This window comes from Shewanella phaeophyticola, from assembly GCF_025398315.1.
Taxonomy (GTDB): Bacteria; Pseudomonadota; Gammaproteobacteria; order Enterobacterales; family Shewanellaceae; genus Shewanella; species Shewanella phaeophyticola.
In genome coordinates, this window is the sequence record NZ_JAODOQ010000001.1 from 3,851,551 (window position 1) to 3,865,237 (window position 13,687).

Sequence of the window (13,687 nt, forward strand, 5' to 3'; positions counted from 1 at the left end):
TGTGCCACCGTATGAAATCGATTAAAGCAAAAGGTTAATTTTGCTGCATCATGCAGGCTAATAATTCTCGTGTTTCAACTAACGGTAAGCCCACAACAGCAGAATAACTGCCGCTAATAGACTTAACAAAACAGCCGCCCAAAGCTTGAATACCATAAGCACCGGCTTTGTCCATGGGTTCACCTGAAGCAATATAAGCATCAATGTCGGCGGCTGATAACGCACAAAAACTGACTTGCGTGCTGCAAAGGCGGATCAATGTTTGCAGACCATCAGTAAGCGCAACGGCAGTCATCACTTCGTGGGTTTGCCCAGATAATAATGACAGCATGCGCTTGGCATCATCGCTATCTACGGGTTTTCCCAATATCACGCCATTGAGTACAACTATGGTGTCTGAACCTAACACTTTTGCATGGCTAAACTCTTGGCTTAACAGCAAACCCGCTTGGGCTTTTTCGACGGCCAAGCGACACACATAATCAGCTGCTTGCTCACCGGCTTGTGGGGTTTCATCAATGTCAGGTGCGACAAGTTCAAAGTTAAACCCGGTGTAACTAAAGCCGGCTTGTGCCAGTAATTCTTTTCTTCTTGGCGAGGTTGAAGCCAGTACCCAAGTCATGTTTATTCACTCTATTTAAGGTTATTAAATCGGGAAGTTAACCTAATTAACGTACTTTATATCGACGGCGCATATTGCGTAAAATCCAAAATACCCACCACCAAATAAATAAGCTCGAAATAGCAGGTAAAAACATGGAAAAATCAAATGGAGCAGCACCGACCACCACAAATTGAACCCAAAATATCAATGCATGGTAGATACAAATTAATCCCGCTATCACTAATGACTGCTGCCAGCGCGGATAGTTGCGTAAGCGTTGACATAATAATACGACAATATAAATGACCAGCGACAATGCCAATGAGCGAATACCGAGGGTAGCCCCCAGTAACACATCAAGCAGTACACCTAATATCCACGCGGTTAAAATGCTGTAGCGATGGGGTAAGGCCATAGCCCAATATACCAAAACCATTAATAACCAATCAGGGCGCCATGCCTCAACCATCGTCGGTAATGGCATGATTTGGAACATCATTCCAATAAAAAGCGTCAGCCATACCACTAAGCGGCCATTGGCGATGTGAGCACTCATTGGTTCTCCTCATTGCTATTTGACTGAGTCGCCGGCGTAGTCACATTTTGTGTTGCTGGGTTAACAGCCCCAGTGGTCGCAGGAGTGGTATTACTTTGTGTCGCTTGCGACTGCACCGCTTGAGCTTGTGGCACGCCATTAACCGACTTATCAACCGATACGCCGATTAAATCTGCAGGTAACGTGAAGGGTTTTGTTTCATCAGGCCAAATCAATAACACATAACGAATACGGTCCAACGCGGCTAATGGCTGAGCGTTAATCACCGCATAGCTTTGACCGTCGTCGCGCGAAACGCTTATTACGCGAGTCACAGGGTAGCCCTCAGGAAAGCGATTCCCTAGGCCTGAGGTCACGAGTAAATCGCCAGCAATAATGTCAGTACTTTTTGCCACATGGCGCAACTCTATTTGATCAATATCACCTGTACCATTTGCAATCGCCCGGACATCGTTACGCGTCACGCGCACCGGAATACCATGGGTGCTGTCTGACACCATCAACACGCGGCTTGTAAACTCACTCACCTCAATCACCTGGCCGACAACGCCTTGAGCATCAACCACCGGCTGACCAACATAAACACCGGTTTGTGAGCCATGGTTTAGCACCACAAATTGACGAAATGGGTCGCTAGCAACTTCCATCACTTCTGCGACCACTTTGCGAGAGTCCATATGCACAGGAGAGCCGAGTAAGGCACGCAGACGCTCATTTTCTTGGCGCACATGCTCAAAGCGCTGTAAACGTTCCGACATGACTAATTGTTGACGAAGTAGCTCTTTGTTTTGCACTTCGAGCATATTGCGTGTGGCAAATGCTTCTGCAGACCAGTCCAATATCACACCAGGGACATTGGCTAAATATTGTAGAGGGCTTAATACAGAAGAGAGTGATTGGCGGATAGGGTCAAGGCGTTCATTAGCGACGAGCAAAGCCACCGACAATAAAATTGCCAGTGTCAGTCTAAATTGATTAGAGACGCCACGAACGAAAATTGGTTTCATAAATTGTACGCGGCTTTATTGGCGCATTTGCTGGGTAATAAAGCCGCATTGCAGTTAATCATTAGTTCTCTTCAGAGAACAAATCACCACCGTGCATGTCAATCATTTCAAGCGCTTTACCACCGCCACGAGCCACACAGGTCAGTGGGTCGTCAGCAACCATTACCGGAATACCGGTTTCTTGCATCAGTAAACGGTCTAAGTCGCGCAATAATGCACCACCGCCCGTTAATACCATGCCACGCTCAGAAATATCTGATGCTAATTCTGGTGGAGATTGCTCTAATGCCACCATCACAGCGCTAACAATACCCGATAAAGGCTCTTGCAATGCTTCTAAAATTTCGTTGCTGTTTAGCGTGAAGCTTCTTGGCACACCTTCAGCAAGGTTACGACCACGGACTTCAATTTCGAGTACTTCTTCACCTGGATAAGCGGTGCCGATAGTGTGTTTAATACGTTCTGCAGTTGCTTCACCAATTAAGCTGCCGTAATTACGACGAACATAGTTGATAATAGCATCGTCAAACTTGTCGCCACCAATACGTACTGAAGATGAATACACGACACCGTTTAACGAGATGATTGCCACTTCGGTAGTACCACCACCAATGTCAACCACCATAGAACCTGTCGCTTCAGACACTGGTAAGCCCGCACCAATTGCCGCCGCCATTGGCTCTTCAATGAGGTAAACTTCACGGGCACCAGCACCCATGGCCGATTCGCGAATAGCACGACGTTCAACTTGTGTTGCACCTACTGGCACACACACAAGCACACGAGGGCTTGGGCGGAAGAAGCTGTTGTTGTGCACTTGTTTAATAAAGTGCTGAAGCATTTTTTCTGTCACATAAAAATCGGCAATAACACCGTCTTTCATTGGACGAATAGCTTGAATATTACCTGGCGTTCGGCCCAGCATTTGTTTTGCATCTGTACCGACTGCAGCAACGGACTTTGGCCATTACTATTGCGTTCGCCGCGAATGGCAACCACTGAGGGTTCGTTCAACACGATGCCTTCATCGCGAACATAAATAAGTGTATTTGCCGTACCTAAATCGATCGATAGGTCGTTAGAAAAAATGCCGCGCAGCTTTTTGAACATGTATCAGGCCTGTATTCTGTGGAGTCAGAAGAAAGAAAAATCAGCTAACTTTATCAATGACACCCCTATTCTACAAGACCGAACAGGTTAACAATTGCTAATCTGGCGTTTTTTTTATAAAAGCCTGTAAAAAAACGCTAAACGAGCAAATTTAATCCTAAAAAGCGCAAAACTGATGCTTTATTATGCCGATTATTGCCCGACCTCACGCCAATAAATGATTCGATCATGGCCTCGGTAGCGTCCAAAAAAAGCACTCGCTCTTGGGTCATATAATACGCTTGAACTTGTGTCGTCCCAATTCCAATACCACTTGAGCCAATCGTCAACTTGTAATGGGGCTGCCACTTGACCACGATATGCATCAGAACCTGTGTTTTGCCATAATAAAGTGAGTTGACCAGCGCTCACCGTACTGTCGCCATCACTGCGAATAACCGTTTGATTTGACGCCAATACCGGATCGTAAACCTCAGTGCCATCAAGTGAATCGGTAACTTGGCTACAATTGTCGCTGGTATTGATTATCCATCCTGCACCATTCCAATATTGGGCATAGGTTGGCATGCGTAATATTTCGGTTTCTGGGCCAAAGGTATTGTCCATAACGATTCGCCCGTGACGAAAATCTTGTGTCGATATCTGTTTTGCATTGCAAGTACCATTGTCGGCACAAATATCACTGCTATCAGCGCGCATATCCGGCACGTTAACAAATGAAATGTCTGTGTCGTTATCAGCAACCTGCACACCAATATCTAATTGACTAAAAGTAGCCATCAACACCTGGCGCAAGGGTACGGCTCAGCTCCGCTTGATACGTTATGCCCACATTCGCCTCACCTAAACTCCACGAACTCGCATCAATAGGTAAAGCGCTTAAGCGGCTGCTTAAATCAACGCCATCATTAAGATTCTCTCCAACTAAACTGGCTGTGGCTTTAGCAAAAGCGCCCTGATAGTTTTGGGTAATATTGTCAGCAGTATTGTAAGCAGTTAAGGTCAGCGTTAAATCAAAGGGTTGATCCATATAGGTAAAACTACCGCAACTTGGCAACACACTTGAGCTGCTAACCGCAAAGCTGTCTGGCACAAAGCGGCCGATATTGGCTGATTCAGCAAGCGGGATATCATAAAAGCTTGACCCTAAATAAGGGCTTGGAGGATTGGCGGTAAATGTAAATACGCCGACCTCGGTTACCGACTGAGTCACGGTATTGCTGTTGGTCGTTTGTGCAACATGATTGTATTTTGTGGTACCAACATCGCCTAATATACCGCCTGATGGCGCCACCAATTGATGTCCTAAAACAATGTCATCCTGGGCATAATTGGGCGTATTGATGTTATCGCAATAATCAGTATCGGAGTCAGACTCCCAAGCTTTACCTTGAATAATTAAATCAAACGATTCGCCCGCTTTTTTGTATACATCACAACTGCTGTTACCCGCTGAACATTCTGCAACGCTGTCTTTAGGTGTGATGCATAACCCAACAGGAAAGCTCACAAATGAATCAGAACCTAACATCACCAACCCGGCTTCATCGTCAGTACCGGTGTACTGAGCATCGAGTTGCATATTGCCTGCATCAGGGTAGTTAACATCAATATTTGCCGTGCCTGTGGCATCAAAATCTAACGCTATTGATGTGGCCGCTGAGCTTTGTGTACCCACTGTCGTGTCGTTTACGGTAACGGATTGGGCATTGACCGGCGATGTAGGCGCCAGATAAGTACTCCAAAAGCTGACGCTTTTAGTTGTGTCTGCAAATGTTGGTACACATTCTAAGGTTTCACCGGAGGTTTTAACCGCACTGATTGAAATATTACCCGTAGGTTTGTTTGCTAGCTTGTCTGGCACATCAAAAATAAAGCCACTGTCGGCAAAGACTAAATCACAGTTTGCAGCCGTTGCTGAGCCGCCATTAATACGACAAAGCGTTTCACTAAACGCTTTGGTACTTGGGGTTGAACCAGAAACCCCCAACGTTACCGTGCCAGCGGTGTTCTGCCTTAATTGTAAATCTGCTTTTTCCCCACCAGAGAAGGTCACAACGTTACCACCCACCCAGCCACCATTAGTCACGCTTGCAGGCGTTAGTGTAGCGGTAACACTGTCATTAACCGTCTCTGTACAATCTGCATTAGCACAAGCTTTAATGGATAAGGTTTTAGGAGTACAGGTTAGCCCTGTACCTGAATACGAATACTCAAAATGATCAATTTGCACACCGATGGGACTAGATTTTAATGCACATATTTCAACATTATCAATTTCATGAATATTCGTTGCTCCGCCTGTAGACCCAGTTAAAGACAATAAAAAACTCTCAGGTAAAGCAGCTTGGCTTGTAAAAGACGCAGCATCAAATTCTGAAATAAGTTCAACAAATCCACTGCCGCTATCGCGTTCAACTTTAACTAATGATTGACTGGCAATTTGTGAGTCAACAGTAATGCGATAACGGTGGGCGGGTGAGACATTATTGTCGTCAACAGTTGGCGATAAGCACTCACCACTCGTATTGGTGGTACCATTTGAGCAAGTACCACGTAAATAAGGGTAACCCGATGTGCCAGAGCCAGAGCCCCTAATGGCAACCGATTGTTGACGACGCCCTGGCCACCCGAGCCACCTTCTCTTGAAAAGTTACCATATTCATCAATACCAAAACCTAACCAACCACCTGCAAAACCATCTTGATTTGAGCGAGCGCCATAACCTAACGGCCTCCATAAGCGCCTGCTTGAGGGGTAATCGAGCTATCTGACAACACAAAAGCAATACCATCAGCACCGGTGCCATTATAAGCATAATGATCAAATTCGATGGTGACGTAATTGTCTGTTGCAGGAAAAAGGCGTTGATAAGTTGACGAAGTGGCTTGACTTGTCGCCGCTTGAGTCACTTGTAAACGATTACTCACAATGGATGGCGTAAAGCTGCCTCGACTAGTGGAGACAACCCAGTCATCCCCAAGATCTGTACGATCAAAATTATCCGTAAAACATTGGAATACCGGCTCAACGTTTTCAAAAGCAACAAAGCTGTAATTTTCCCAACGATGTTTACGGTCATTATCTTTATAAGTATCTTCATCAACGACCATACTTACCGTGTCGTTAGTGAGCTTACAACGACGAAGCCAGCCGCCATCACCACCTAAGCGACTATTCTTGCCTGCGACCAATGTAGGGGTATCAGTAAAGCCTTCTAACGTTGTGGTGATTCCACATTGATATTCAATATCTTTGGTACCACTAGCAGTAAACGTTTGCGCTTGGCCAAAATGATAATTTGTGTCAACACCATTCAATATCATGGTACCGCTAGCCGCGTTCAACGATAAATAGCTAATGGTTTCATTTGCAATTTGGCTGTTATTTAAACCTCCCGGCAGGCATTGTTCATTATTTCTATCGTAAACTTCAGACGTATCTAATCCAAGTTGAATCCCTGTACTCGTAGTCTCTGATGTACTGGTAAACCAACAATTATTATTTTGAGTTTGTATTTGGTTTAACACCACATTTTGAGTTGAGGGCAACGTCACTGGCGTATAAGGTTCGCTAGAACCAAATATAGCCTGATCATAATCAACCGAACCAGCAATTAATGTGATGTCGTCAGTTAAGTCATAGGTACCCGCTGTGACCGCAATCCAATGCACTTCAGGCATTTCAGTCGATTTAACATAGCGGTTACTAGGTGATTCAGCCTCTTGCTGTGACCAAGTAAAACCTTGATTAGAAATACTATCAAGGAATACCGAAGCAGTAGCTATCACTGTTATCATCTTCGATGGTCGGCATTAAGAAAACTAACGGAGTGACATCATCAGGAAAAGCACTGTCAAACGTGATGCTTTTGCTGGATGCTTTACCATATTGAATGTGAAATTCCGGCTGGGGGGTGACAATTGTGCAATCTGGGACAGTGGTAATACTAGACACTTTATCATCAAAGGTGACAGTACTATTGCCCTCTAGCGTTACTGTACTTGCTGTTAATGCCCCATTCAAACTTGCGCTACCATTAATGGTCGCATTACCCTCTGCAAATACATAGGCATTAAGTTCTGCACTTCCATTGAGTACAAAGTCGCCATAGCTGTAAATAACAAAGCGTTCGGCGTCATTGATTAGCGTTAGATCTTGATGTTGATAATCATTTTTAATAAAAAAAATAACAGTTCCTGTGGTTGGAAACTCTAATTCCACACCATGGTTTATGGTTAAGGTTTCAATCCAATATTGTCCAGACGATAACACTAATTTACCTGATGATGCCGTCAAAGACTTCATTTTATAAATACCATCCTCTGTATCAAAAGTCAGCGTTCTGTCGCTACCACCGTCTAACTCAATATCGCCATACTCGCCTTGTGCAACAGTAAGGCTAGGTTCAGACCATGTAGGAGGTCCCTATTTCTTGAACGCTAGCTGAAGTACATTGACTGAAGTCCGGTTGATCAGTGGGTATAGCCGCTATGGGGGATGATGCCTTACAATTTTTCGCATTATTATTATCTGGAACACAAGATTTCTCTTGTTCGTTAACTGTAGAAGCTGGCAACTGGCCATTGGTTGGGGCATTATATAATCGCGCTCCACTCGCTATATCGATAGAGGCAATACTACCATGAGCATTAAGCCCCTCGATAAAACTGCTTTCCCAACTAGCCATCAATGGGAGGCTCGTTAAACAAACACTAAAACTGAGCAATAACTTTAACAACAAGCCCGCAGTTTTACTTTTAAACATCTGTAAATTAATTCCCACGTGCTTCTACCTCCACTTGGCGACTCACTCGTAAACAGGTCGAGCTACTCGAGTCTCCAGCACAATCACCGGTTTCGCATACCGCTACACTATTAATTCTATATTGAGTCACACCACTGACACTGGCAGCATTACAACTAATGCTAACGGTACAACTGTGAAATCCCACCGCGTTGCTCGGTGGTGTCCAAGTTGAAGCCACATCGGTACATGTTGCTGCACTGCCATCAAGCGGGAACAACTGTGCTAAAGCGGCATCTGCACCACTGTTAGCACTAAATAATGCTCGAGTGCCCCATACTTCCATATTAACCGACTCATCGGCATCGCCGACGATGCGAATTAAACTGGCGGCAATAACAAACATCACCGTAATCACAAAAATACCGATGATTAATGCGCTGCCGCGTTGAGAATGTTGAGCTAACTGATACTTAGGGAACATTCATCACCTGCACTTGATGTTGATATTGAAACGTCTCACCATTAACCGCAAACAGTGGCTGTATATGCACAATGGCGTTAGTCACTAATGTCGCCGGTGTTAAAATAATTGCAGGATTGGTACTTAAGTTATTCGCTACATTTTGGCCATTAGCACCCCTGCGCCCATTGTTGTTGGCGTGGGTTGAGTGGCCAGATAACCATAGTTTTGATAGAGCCGCAATTCAACCGTACTCGCAGAGGTAACAAAGCAATAACTTAACGGGCTATCGGCGACATATAAACGCATAAGCGGCGAAGCTTCAGTAAAGCGAACTGATTGGGTTAAAGTTATGGTCAGTTGATCACCCGCTTCAGCCACACTTTGCACAGTAAATCGTTTTGCCGTTGTCCCTTGAGGGTTGTATACCTCAGCATTGGTTAACGGGTAAATCAGCGTAGACTGCCCTGCACTAATCGGCCTAATGCTTTTAATTGCGGTAAGGCTATTGCGCGCAGTCTCTGGTACAAAAGGTGCGTCAAGGTAAGAAGTACTGGCTGAAATGGGTAGTAATTCAATACATTGATAACTGCCATCTGTGGCTGTGAGCACTCTGATACTGTTAGGCACTGCACGACGAATGTCTCTGGTCATTCGTTCTATTCCAAAGCGGCTCTGGCTCAATACTTGATCGACCGCACTGGATTCAACAAAAATACGGGTGCCAAAAATCACAAAACTGCTGACGCCAACAATCACAATGCCCAAAATCAAAATCACAGTCACCATTTCGATTAAGGTAAATCCGGCTGTTTTTGCTTGTGAATATCGCGCCATTAGTAGTTACTCCTTACCGTTTGGTAAGTAATCACTTCACTGCTGGGTGTAGTGACATCGACAGTAATCAGTTTTTCCGCTTGCGTGGTATCAAGGTAGCTCACCGTAACGGCTAATTTAAAGCCGGGGTAAGCTTGCGCATAGGTTTGGCTTGAGTCGAGCATATTGCTGGTTTCATTCAGCCCGTGGTAATCATCAACATCATTAAATGCATCCCGGCTTTCACCGTCATTACCCATTGATGTCGAACAGGTTAACCCTGCACTTGCATTACAGGATGGGACACCGCCATTAGCATTGGTGTTTTGATCATAACGTTTGCCCCAAATCTCATTCATTACCGAATGAGCAAGCTCAGCCGATCTCACTCGTTGTAACGTAGCCGATGCTTTATCTGCTTGGGGGAACAACATGCTGGTCAACATGACGATTGCAACAGCAATGACCATCATGCCAATAACCAATTCGATTAAGGTAAAGCCCTTAATGCGCCGAGTAGGCTGACACTGAAGCTTATTGCGCATAAATGTACCCCTCTGACTCCACCGCGATTGCGAGGCTTTCATCTGCCACTGCATTAAAGCAATGACCAGAACATGCAGGAGAAATCATTCGCCCAAGGCTGTCAAAGGTAATTGAAAACACCTGACTGGCATCACTGGCTAGGGTGATATAAGCATTGGCACTAAAGCTTTGCGTTTGTTCCTCGCGAAGCAAATCGCTACAACTGTTACCAATGCGGTCATTAAAATAACGCAAGGTATAACCGCTGGCGCTGACATCGAGTTGATAGCATTGATCGGTATTTTGTATGGCTTTTAACTGTACGTGTCTTAACTCGCTAATAAACTCATTACGTAAAGTGAAAGCACTGTAGGATGAAACAGAAAAGAGACGCGGTAACACCGCCACGGCAATAATACCAATCAAGATAATGGTGGTGACTAATTCAACTAGGGTAAAGCCAAGTTGAACCTTGCGCTGCTGACTCACGTAGATGATACCCTCTATTTCGCCACTAAACATTTTGACACTAGCCAAACTAAACCATAAGAGTGTCAGAGGCTTATACTAGTCGATCCAGTATGGCAAAAACAGCCAATATTGTCTGCTTATTTGTGTATTCACGCTGTTAGCCATTGGAGTAAAGGCTGATTATTTATTGCTAAAAACTCAAAAAAAAACCTGCCGAAGCAGGTTTTAGTAATTTACTAATATATTAGCATTTGTCAGGATCTGTTTCTGCAACATAAGTTGGTAACGTATTTGCGTCTGCAGCATCTTTATAAACCAAAGTGCAAGTATCTGGAGCGCCACGTTGGTAAATTGTAACTTCACCATCTGTTGTGTCATCAATAATCCAATCATTGGTACCGGAATCAACAGCAGCAAGAGCATCAAATGTAACATCTAATGCCTCCTCTAAATCACTTTGTTTTGCTTTCATGTAGCCATAAACAATGTTCAAATCTTCAGTACCAGAACCAATATCTAAAGTTTCTGTTTCATCACCTTCTTTGCCAGCCAAAGCAGCCTTAGAATAAACCAAAGTATTAGCACCTTGAATCGACGCTTTTAAGCCACTTAACGCAGAAACTCGTGCATCGCCCTGCAAGTTTATAAATTTAGGCGCTGCTGTTACCGCTAAAATACCGAGAATAATGATCACAACCACTAATTCGATTAACGTAAAACCTTGTTGCTTTTGCATATAAAAATACCTCTATTAAAATAAATCTCTATCCATTTATGAATGGATCAATCGATTGGGTGGTTAACAAATTAGTTGTTGCTAAAAGCAACCACTTGTCCAGTACCTGGGTTGTATGTCACGCCTTTGGCACCAGAAGTGGTTAAATCTGGTGTTGGTGTAGCTACACCACTTGTGTCATCTAAAGTTAATGACGCGACTTGATGGTATACACACACATCAAGGTTGTTTACGGTTACGCCATCAATACTGGTTGATGAGCCACCCGAACCACCTTGCACACTCACGGTATAACGTACATCGCTTGCATCTTGATTAACTAATACGTTTCTTGGCGCATTTTGTAATACCGAGTCAAACACTTCTTGGCATCGAGTGGTATTCATCGCTGTTGCACTGGTATTGGTTGTGCCCGTTGGGAAACCAAAACGCGAGTCTAATGATATGGTTGTTCCATCGAGAACCACGCTCGTGTTACGACGACCATCAACTTCCCACTGTGCACGCACAAAACTCACTGCGGTTGCTAAACCACCCGCAACACCATCTACGCTCGCATCTTCTGCATCGTCGGTTACATTTAAAAAGCGAGGAATAGCGGTTGCCGCTAACAGTCCCAAAATCACAATCACAATAACCAACTCGATTAATGAAAAACCTTGTTGTTTAACTTTCATAATACCTCACTCATTTAAATGTATTTGCAACAAAAATAACACTCTTGCTGCTACTCTTGCTACTAATCTTGCTACCCAAAAGTGCTACCATAACTCGTCAGATATTAGCAGCTTATTAGAATTTTAACACTTAAGGTAGACTTTTTTACTACTCAGCCGTTAAATAAATAATTCTGCCAGTTTGTAACTGATAGCTTAAACTGGTTTGATTGGCAGAAGTAAAACGACAGACTTTGTCTTCTGCTTGATAAACCACCTTTAACTCTAACTCATTTACGTCTATTGCCAGCAATTGCAGCCATAGACGCTTACAACCATCCTCATCATAGGTTTCAACCAAAGGCCAACCGCTTGATGACAATTGAATCCAATTGTTAGTACCCATTAATTCAGCTTCGGTATTATCTATTTGCGCTGAAGTTTCCAATCGTCCATTTTTTGACGATTTGTCATTAGTATCTTGTTTATCTAGCACATTGGGTGCCACATTGTACCAAGACAACAACATTTTGTTCGGCCTTCCTGAGGCTAACCATTGGCTGCGTACCATAGCTAAGACATTTAAAAGTCGGTTATGTTCAAAAGCTAAGCCTTGGCTGGTTAAATTGGGCGCAGTATTGATGAAGCGGCCACCTAAAATGCCCACCAAAATAATTAACACCACAATTGCAATCACCTTGCCATAGACTTTAAGTAAGTCATCATCGGCTTTTTGCTGACTTAACATACTGTTACCTAATAAGCCAAAGGCGCTGTAATTTAACCACCTTTAACCACTTTTAGCATGTCCCACATCGGTAAATAGATACCTAGCGCAAGAATTAATACGATAACCGCGACAAATCCGATTAAAATAGGCTCTAATTTGGCGGTCAAGTTTTTTAAGTCGTAGTCGACTTCGCCCTCATAAAAGTCAGCGGCATCATTTAATAACTGATCAATTTGGCCGGTTTCTTCACCCACAGCGACCATTTGCAACACTAAAGGCGTAAACAAATGGCTACTATTTGAAACCCTTAGCATCGATTCACCTGACTCAATACCACGGCGCATCCCCACAATTTTGTCGTGCATATAAGCGTTATCAACCGCATCAGCAACCAAACTTAATGCTTGAGTCATGGGCACGCCGGCACTGAGCATCATTGAAAAGCTTCGGCAATAACGCGACAAAGTAGAGCGCTCAATTATCGACCCCACCACAGGAATATGTAACTTCCATAAGTCCCATTGTTGTTGCCCTTTATCGGTATGGTGCCAATAACGGATCCCGACAATGACCCCAATTAACACCACCAGCATATGTGGCCAATAATTCACAAATAGATTAGAGGTGTTGATGAGGATTTTAGTGACCTAAGGTAAATCCGCCCCAAAGCGCGAAAACATATCGGCAAACTTTGGGATCACCATAATATTGAGGATCACCATCGCGATGGTAATCGCAATAAGGACAAAGATAGGGTAACGCATTGCCGCTTTAATACGGCGACGAGTTTCTTGCTCTCGCTCAATATAATGCGACAGCTGAATAAATGCATCTTCCAATTTACCGGTGTTTTCACCCACGTGGATCATCGACACAAACAACGAATCAAACACATCGGGATGCTGGTTCATCGCAGAAGATAAAGGTCTGCCCGAGGTTAATTGTTCAGATATATCATCTAATGCCTGCTTCATTCGATGTGAATGTGTGGTCTCAGACAAACCTGCAATGGCGCGTAAAATAGGAATACCTGAACGCGTTAATGAGTACATTTGGCGAGTAAATATTTGTAACTCTTCTAATGATACTCGGCTCTGAAACAATGCCATTGAAAACGATTGTTTAACCTTAATTTCATTTAGCTCTAACGGAATAATACCGCGTGACAATAATAAATCTGCCGCAGCACTTTCATCGGCAGACTCCACTTGAGCTGTCACCGCTTTCCCCTGAGCGTTTCGTCCTCGATATTGATACGTTGGCATC

General features: G+C 44.0%; 13 protein-coding genes and 3 pseudogenes. All 16 read right to left on the bottom strand.

The genetic code is table 11. The annotated features are described in order from the left end of the window. Nucleotides 1–34: 34 nt before the first annotated feature. The 16 genes and pseudogenes from N4T56_RS17830 to N4T56_RS17905 all read right to left on the bottom strand — a co-directional run bounded on the left by N4T56_RS17830 (nt 35) and on the right by N4T56_RS17905 (nt 13,686). Nucleotides 35–622, bottom strand: a complete 588-nt coding sequence (locus N4T56_RS17830) for a Maf family protein (protein WP_261734175.1) — start codon at nt 620–622, stop codon at nt 35–37. A 46-nt stretch (nt 623–668) separates the two neighbouring features. Further along, nucleotides 669–1,160 (bottom strand): rod shape-determining protein MreD, encoded by a 492-nt coding sequence (gene mreD, locus N4T56_RS17835; protein ID WP_188926012.1) that lies wholly within the window; start codon nt 1,158–1,160, stop codon nt 669–671. After that, nucleotides 1,157–2,167, bottom strand: a complete 1,011-nt coding sequence (mreC, locus tag N4T56_RS17840; protein WP_261734176.1) for a rod shape-determining protein MreC — start codon at nt 2,165–2,167, stop codon at nt 1,157–1,159. Before mreC ends, mreD begins: the two co-directional genes overlap by 4 nt. A gap of 61 nt (nt 2,168–2,228) precedes the next feature. Further along, nucleotides 2,229–3,277 (bottom strand): annotated as a pseudogene (locus N4T56_RS17845) (rod shape-determining protein). 192 nt (nt 3,278–3,469) lie between these two features. After that, entirely contained in the window at nt 3,470–4,057 is a 588-nt protein-coding gene (locus tag N4T56_RS17850; RefSeq protein WP_261734177.1) for a DUF6701 domain-containing protein, read from the bottom strand. Beyond that, complete coding sequence (locus N4T56_RS17855; protein ID WP_261734178.1) at nt 4,044–5,600, bottom strand: DUF6701 domain-containing protein; 1,557 nt, start codon at nt 5,598–5,600, stop codon at nt 4,044–4,046. The genes N4T56_RS17850 and N4T56_RS17855 overlap by 14 nt, the downstream gene beginning before the upstream one ends. A gap of 403 nt (nt 5,601–6,003) precedes the next feature. Then, nucleotides 6,004–7,068, bottom strand: coding sequence for a hypothetical protein (locus N4T56_RS17860; RefSeq protein ID WP_261734179.1), 1,065 nt, complete (start codon nt 7,066–7,068; stop codon nt 6,004–6,006). Then, entirely contained in the window at nt 7,040–7,585 is a 546-nt protein-coding gene (locus N4T56_RS17865; RefSeq protein WP_261734180.1) for a hypothetical protein, read from the bottom strand. Before N4T56_RS17865 ends, N4T56_RS17860 begins: the two co-directional genes overlap by 29 nt. 467 nt (nt 7,586–8,052) lie before the next feature. Next, on the bottom strand, nt 8,053–8,508 hold the full coding sequence (locus N4T56_RS17870; protein ID WP_261734181.1) for an MSHA biogenesis protein MshP: 456 nt from the start codon (nt 8,506–8,508) through the stop codon (nt 8,053–8,055). Continuing rightward, nucleotides 8,498–9,324 (bottom strand): annotated as a pseudogene (locus tag N4T56_RS17875) (PilW family protein). Before N4T56_RS17875 ends, N4T56_RS17870 begins: the two are co-directional and overlap by 11 nt. Further along, nucleotides 9,324–9,848, bottom strand: a complete 525-nt coding sequence (locus tag N4T56_RS17880) for a type IV pilus modification PilV family protein (protein ID WP_261734182.1) — start codon at nt 9,846–9,848, stop codon at nt 9,324–9,326. Before N4T56_RS17880 ends, N4T56_RS17875 begins: the two are co-directional and overlap by 1 nt. Then, nucleotides 9,838–10,350, bottom strand: a complete 513-nt coding sequence (locus N4T56_RS17885) for a pilus assembly FimT family protein (protein WP_261734868.1) — start codon at nt 10,348–10,350, stop codon at nt 9,838–9,840. Before N4T56_RS17885 ends, N4T56_RS17880 begins: the two co-directional genes overlap by 11 nt. 193 nt (nt 10,351–10,543) lie before the next feature. Next, nucleotides 10,544–11,035: a type II secretion system protein gene (locus tag N4T56_RS17890; protein WP_261734183.1), complete on the bottom strand. Its 492-nt coding sequence runs from the start codon at nt 11,033–11,035 to the stop codon at nt 10,544–10,546. Nucleotides 11,036–11,106: 71 nt separating this feature from the next. After that, on the bottom strand, nt 11,107–11,712 hold the full coding sequence (locus N4T56_RS17895) for a pilin (RefSeq protein WP_261734184.1): 606 nt from the start codon (nt 11,710–11,712) through the stop codon (nt 11,107–11,109). Nucleotides 11,713–11,860: 148 nt separating this feature from the next. Then, nucleotides 11,861–12,439, bottom strand: a complete 579-nt coding sequence (locus tag N4T56_RS17900; RefSeq protein WP_261734185.1) for a hypothetical protein — start codon at nt 12,437–12,439, stop codon at nt 11,861–11,863. A gap of 32 nt (nt 12,440–12,471) precedes the next feature. Continuing rightward, a pseudogene (locus N4T56_RS17905) lies at nt 12,472–13,686 on the bottom strand (type II secretion system F family protein). Between the last annotated feature and the right edge of the window lies 1 nt (nt 13,687).

Coding starts and splice junctions, on each gene's coding strand:
- N4T56_RS17830 (WP_261734175.1), bottom strand. CDS start 622: ATGACTTGGGTACTGGCTTCAACCTCGCCAAGAAGAAAAGAATTACTG.
- mreD (WP_188926012.1), bottom strand. CDS start 1,160: ATGAGTGCTCACATCGCCAATGGCCGCTTAGTGGTATGGCTGACGCTT.
- mreC (WP_261734176.1), bottom strand. CDS start 2,167: ATGAAACCAATTTTCGTTCGTGGCGTCTCTAATCAATTTAGACTGACA.
- N4T56_RS17850 (WP_261734177.1), bottom strand. CDS start 4,057: ATGGCTACTTTTAGTCAATTAGATATTGGTGTGCAGGTTGCTGATAAC.
- N4T56_RS17865 (WP_261734180.1), bottom strand. CDS start 7,585: ATGAAGTCTTTGACGGCATCATCAGGTAAATTAGTGTTATCGTCTGGA.
- N4T56_RS17870 (WP_261734181.1), bottom strand. CDS start 8,508: ATGTTCCCTAAGTATCAGTTAGCTCAACATTCTCAACGCGGCAGCGCA.
- N4T56_RS17880 (WP_261734182.1), bottom strand. CDS start 9,848: ATGCGCAATAAGCTTCAGTGTCAGCCTACTCGGCGCATTAAGGGCTTT.
- N4T56_RS17885 (WP_261734868.1), bottom strand. CDS start 10,350: ATGTTTAGTGGCGAAATAGAGGGTATCATCTACGTGAGTCAGCAGCGC.
- N4T56_RS17890 (WP_261734183.1), bottom strand. CDS start 11,035: ATGCAAAAGCAACAAGGTTTTACGTTAATCGAATTAGTGGTTGTGATC.
- N4T56_RS17895 (WP_261734184.1), bottom strand. CDS start 11,712: ATGAAAGTTAAACAACAAGGTTTTTCATTAATCGAGTTGGTTATTGTG.
- N4T56_RS17900 (WP_261734185.1), bottom strand. CDS start 12,439: ATGTTAAGTCAGCAAAAAGCCGATGATGACTTACTTAAAGTCTATGGC.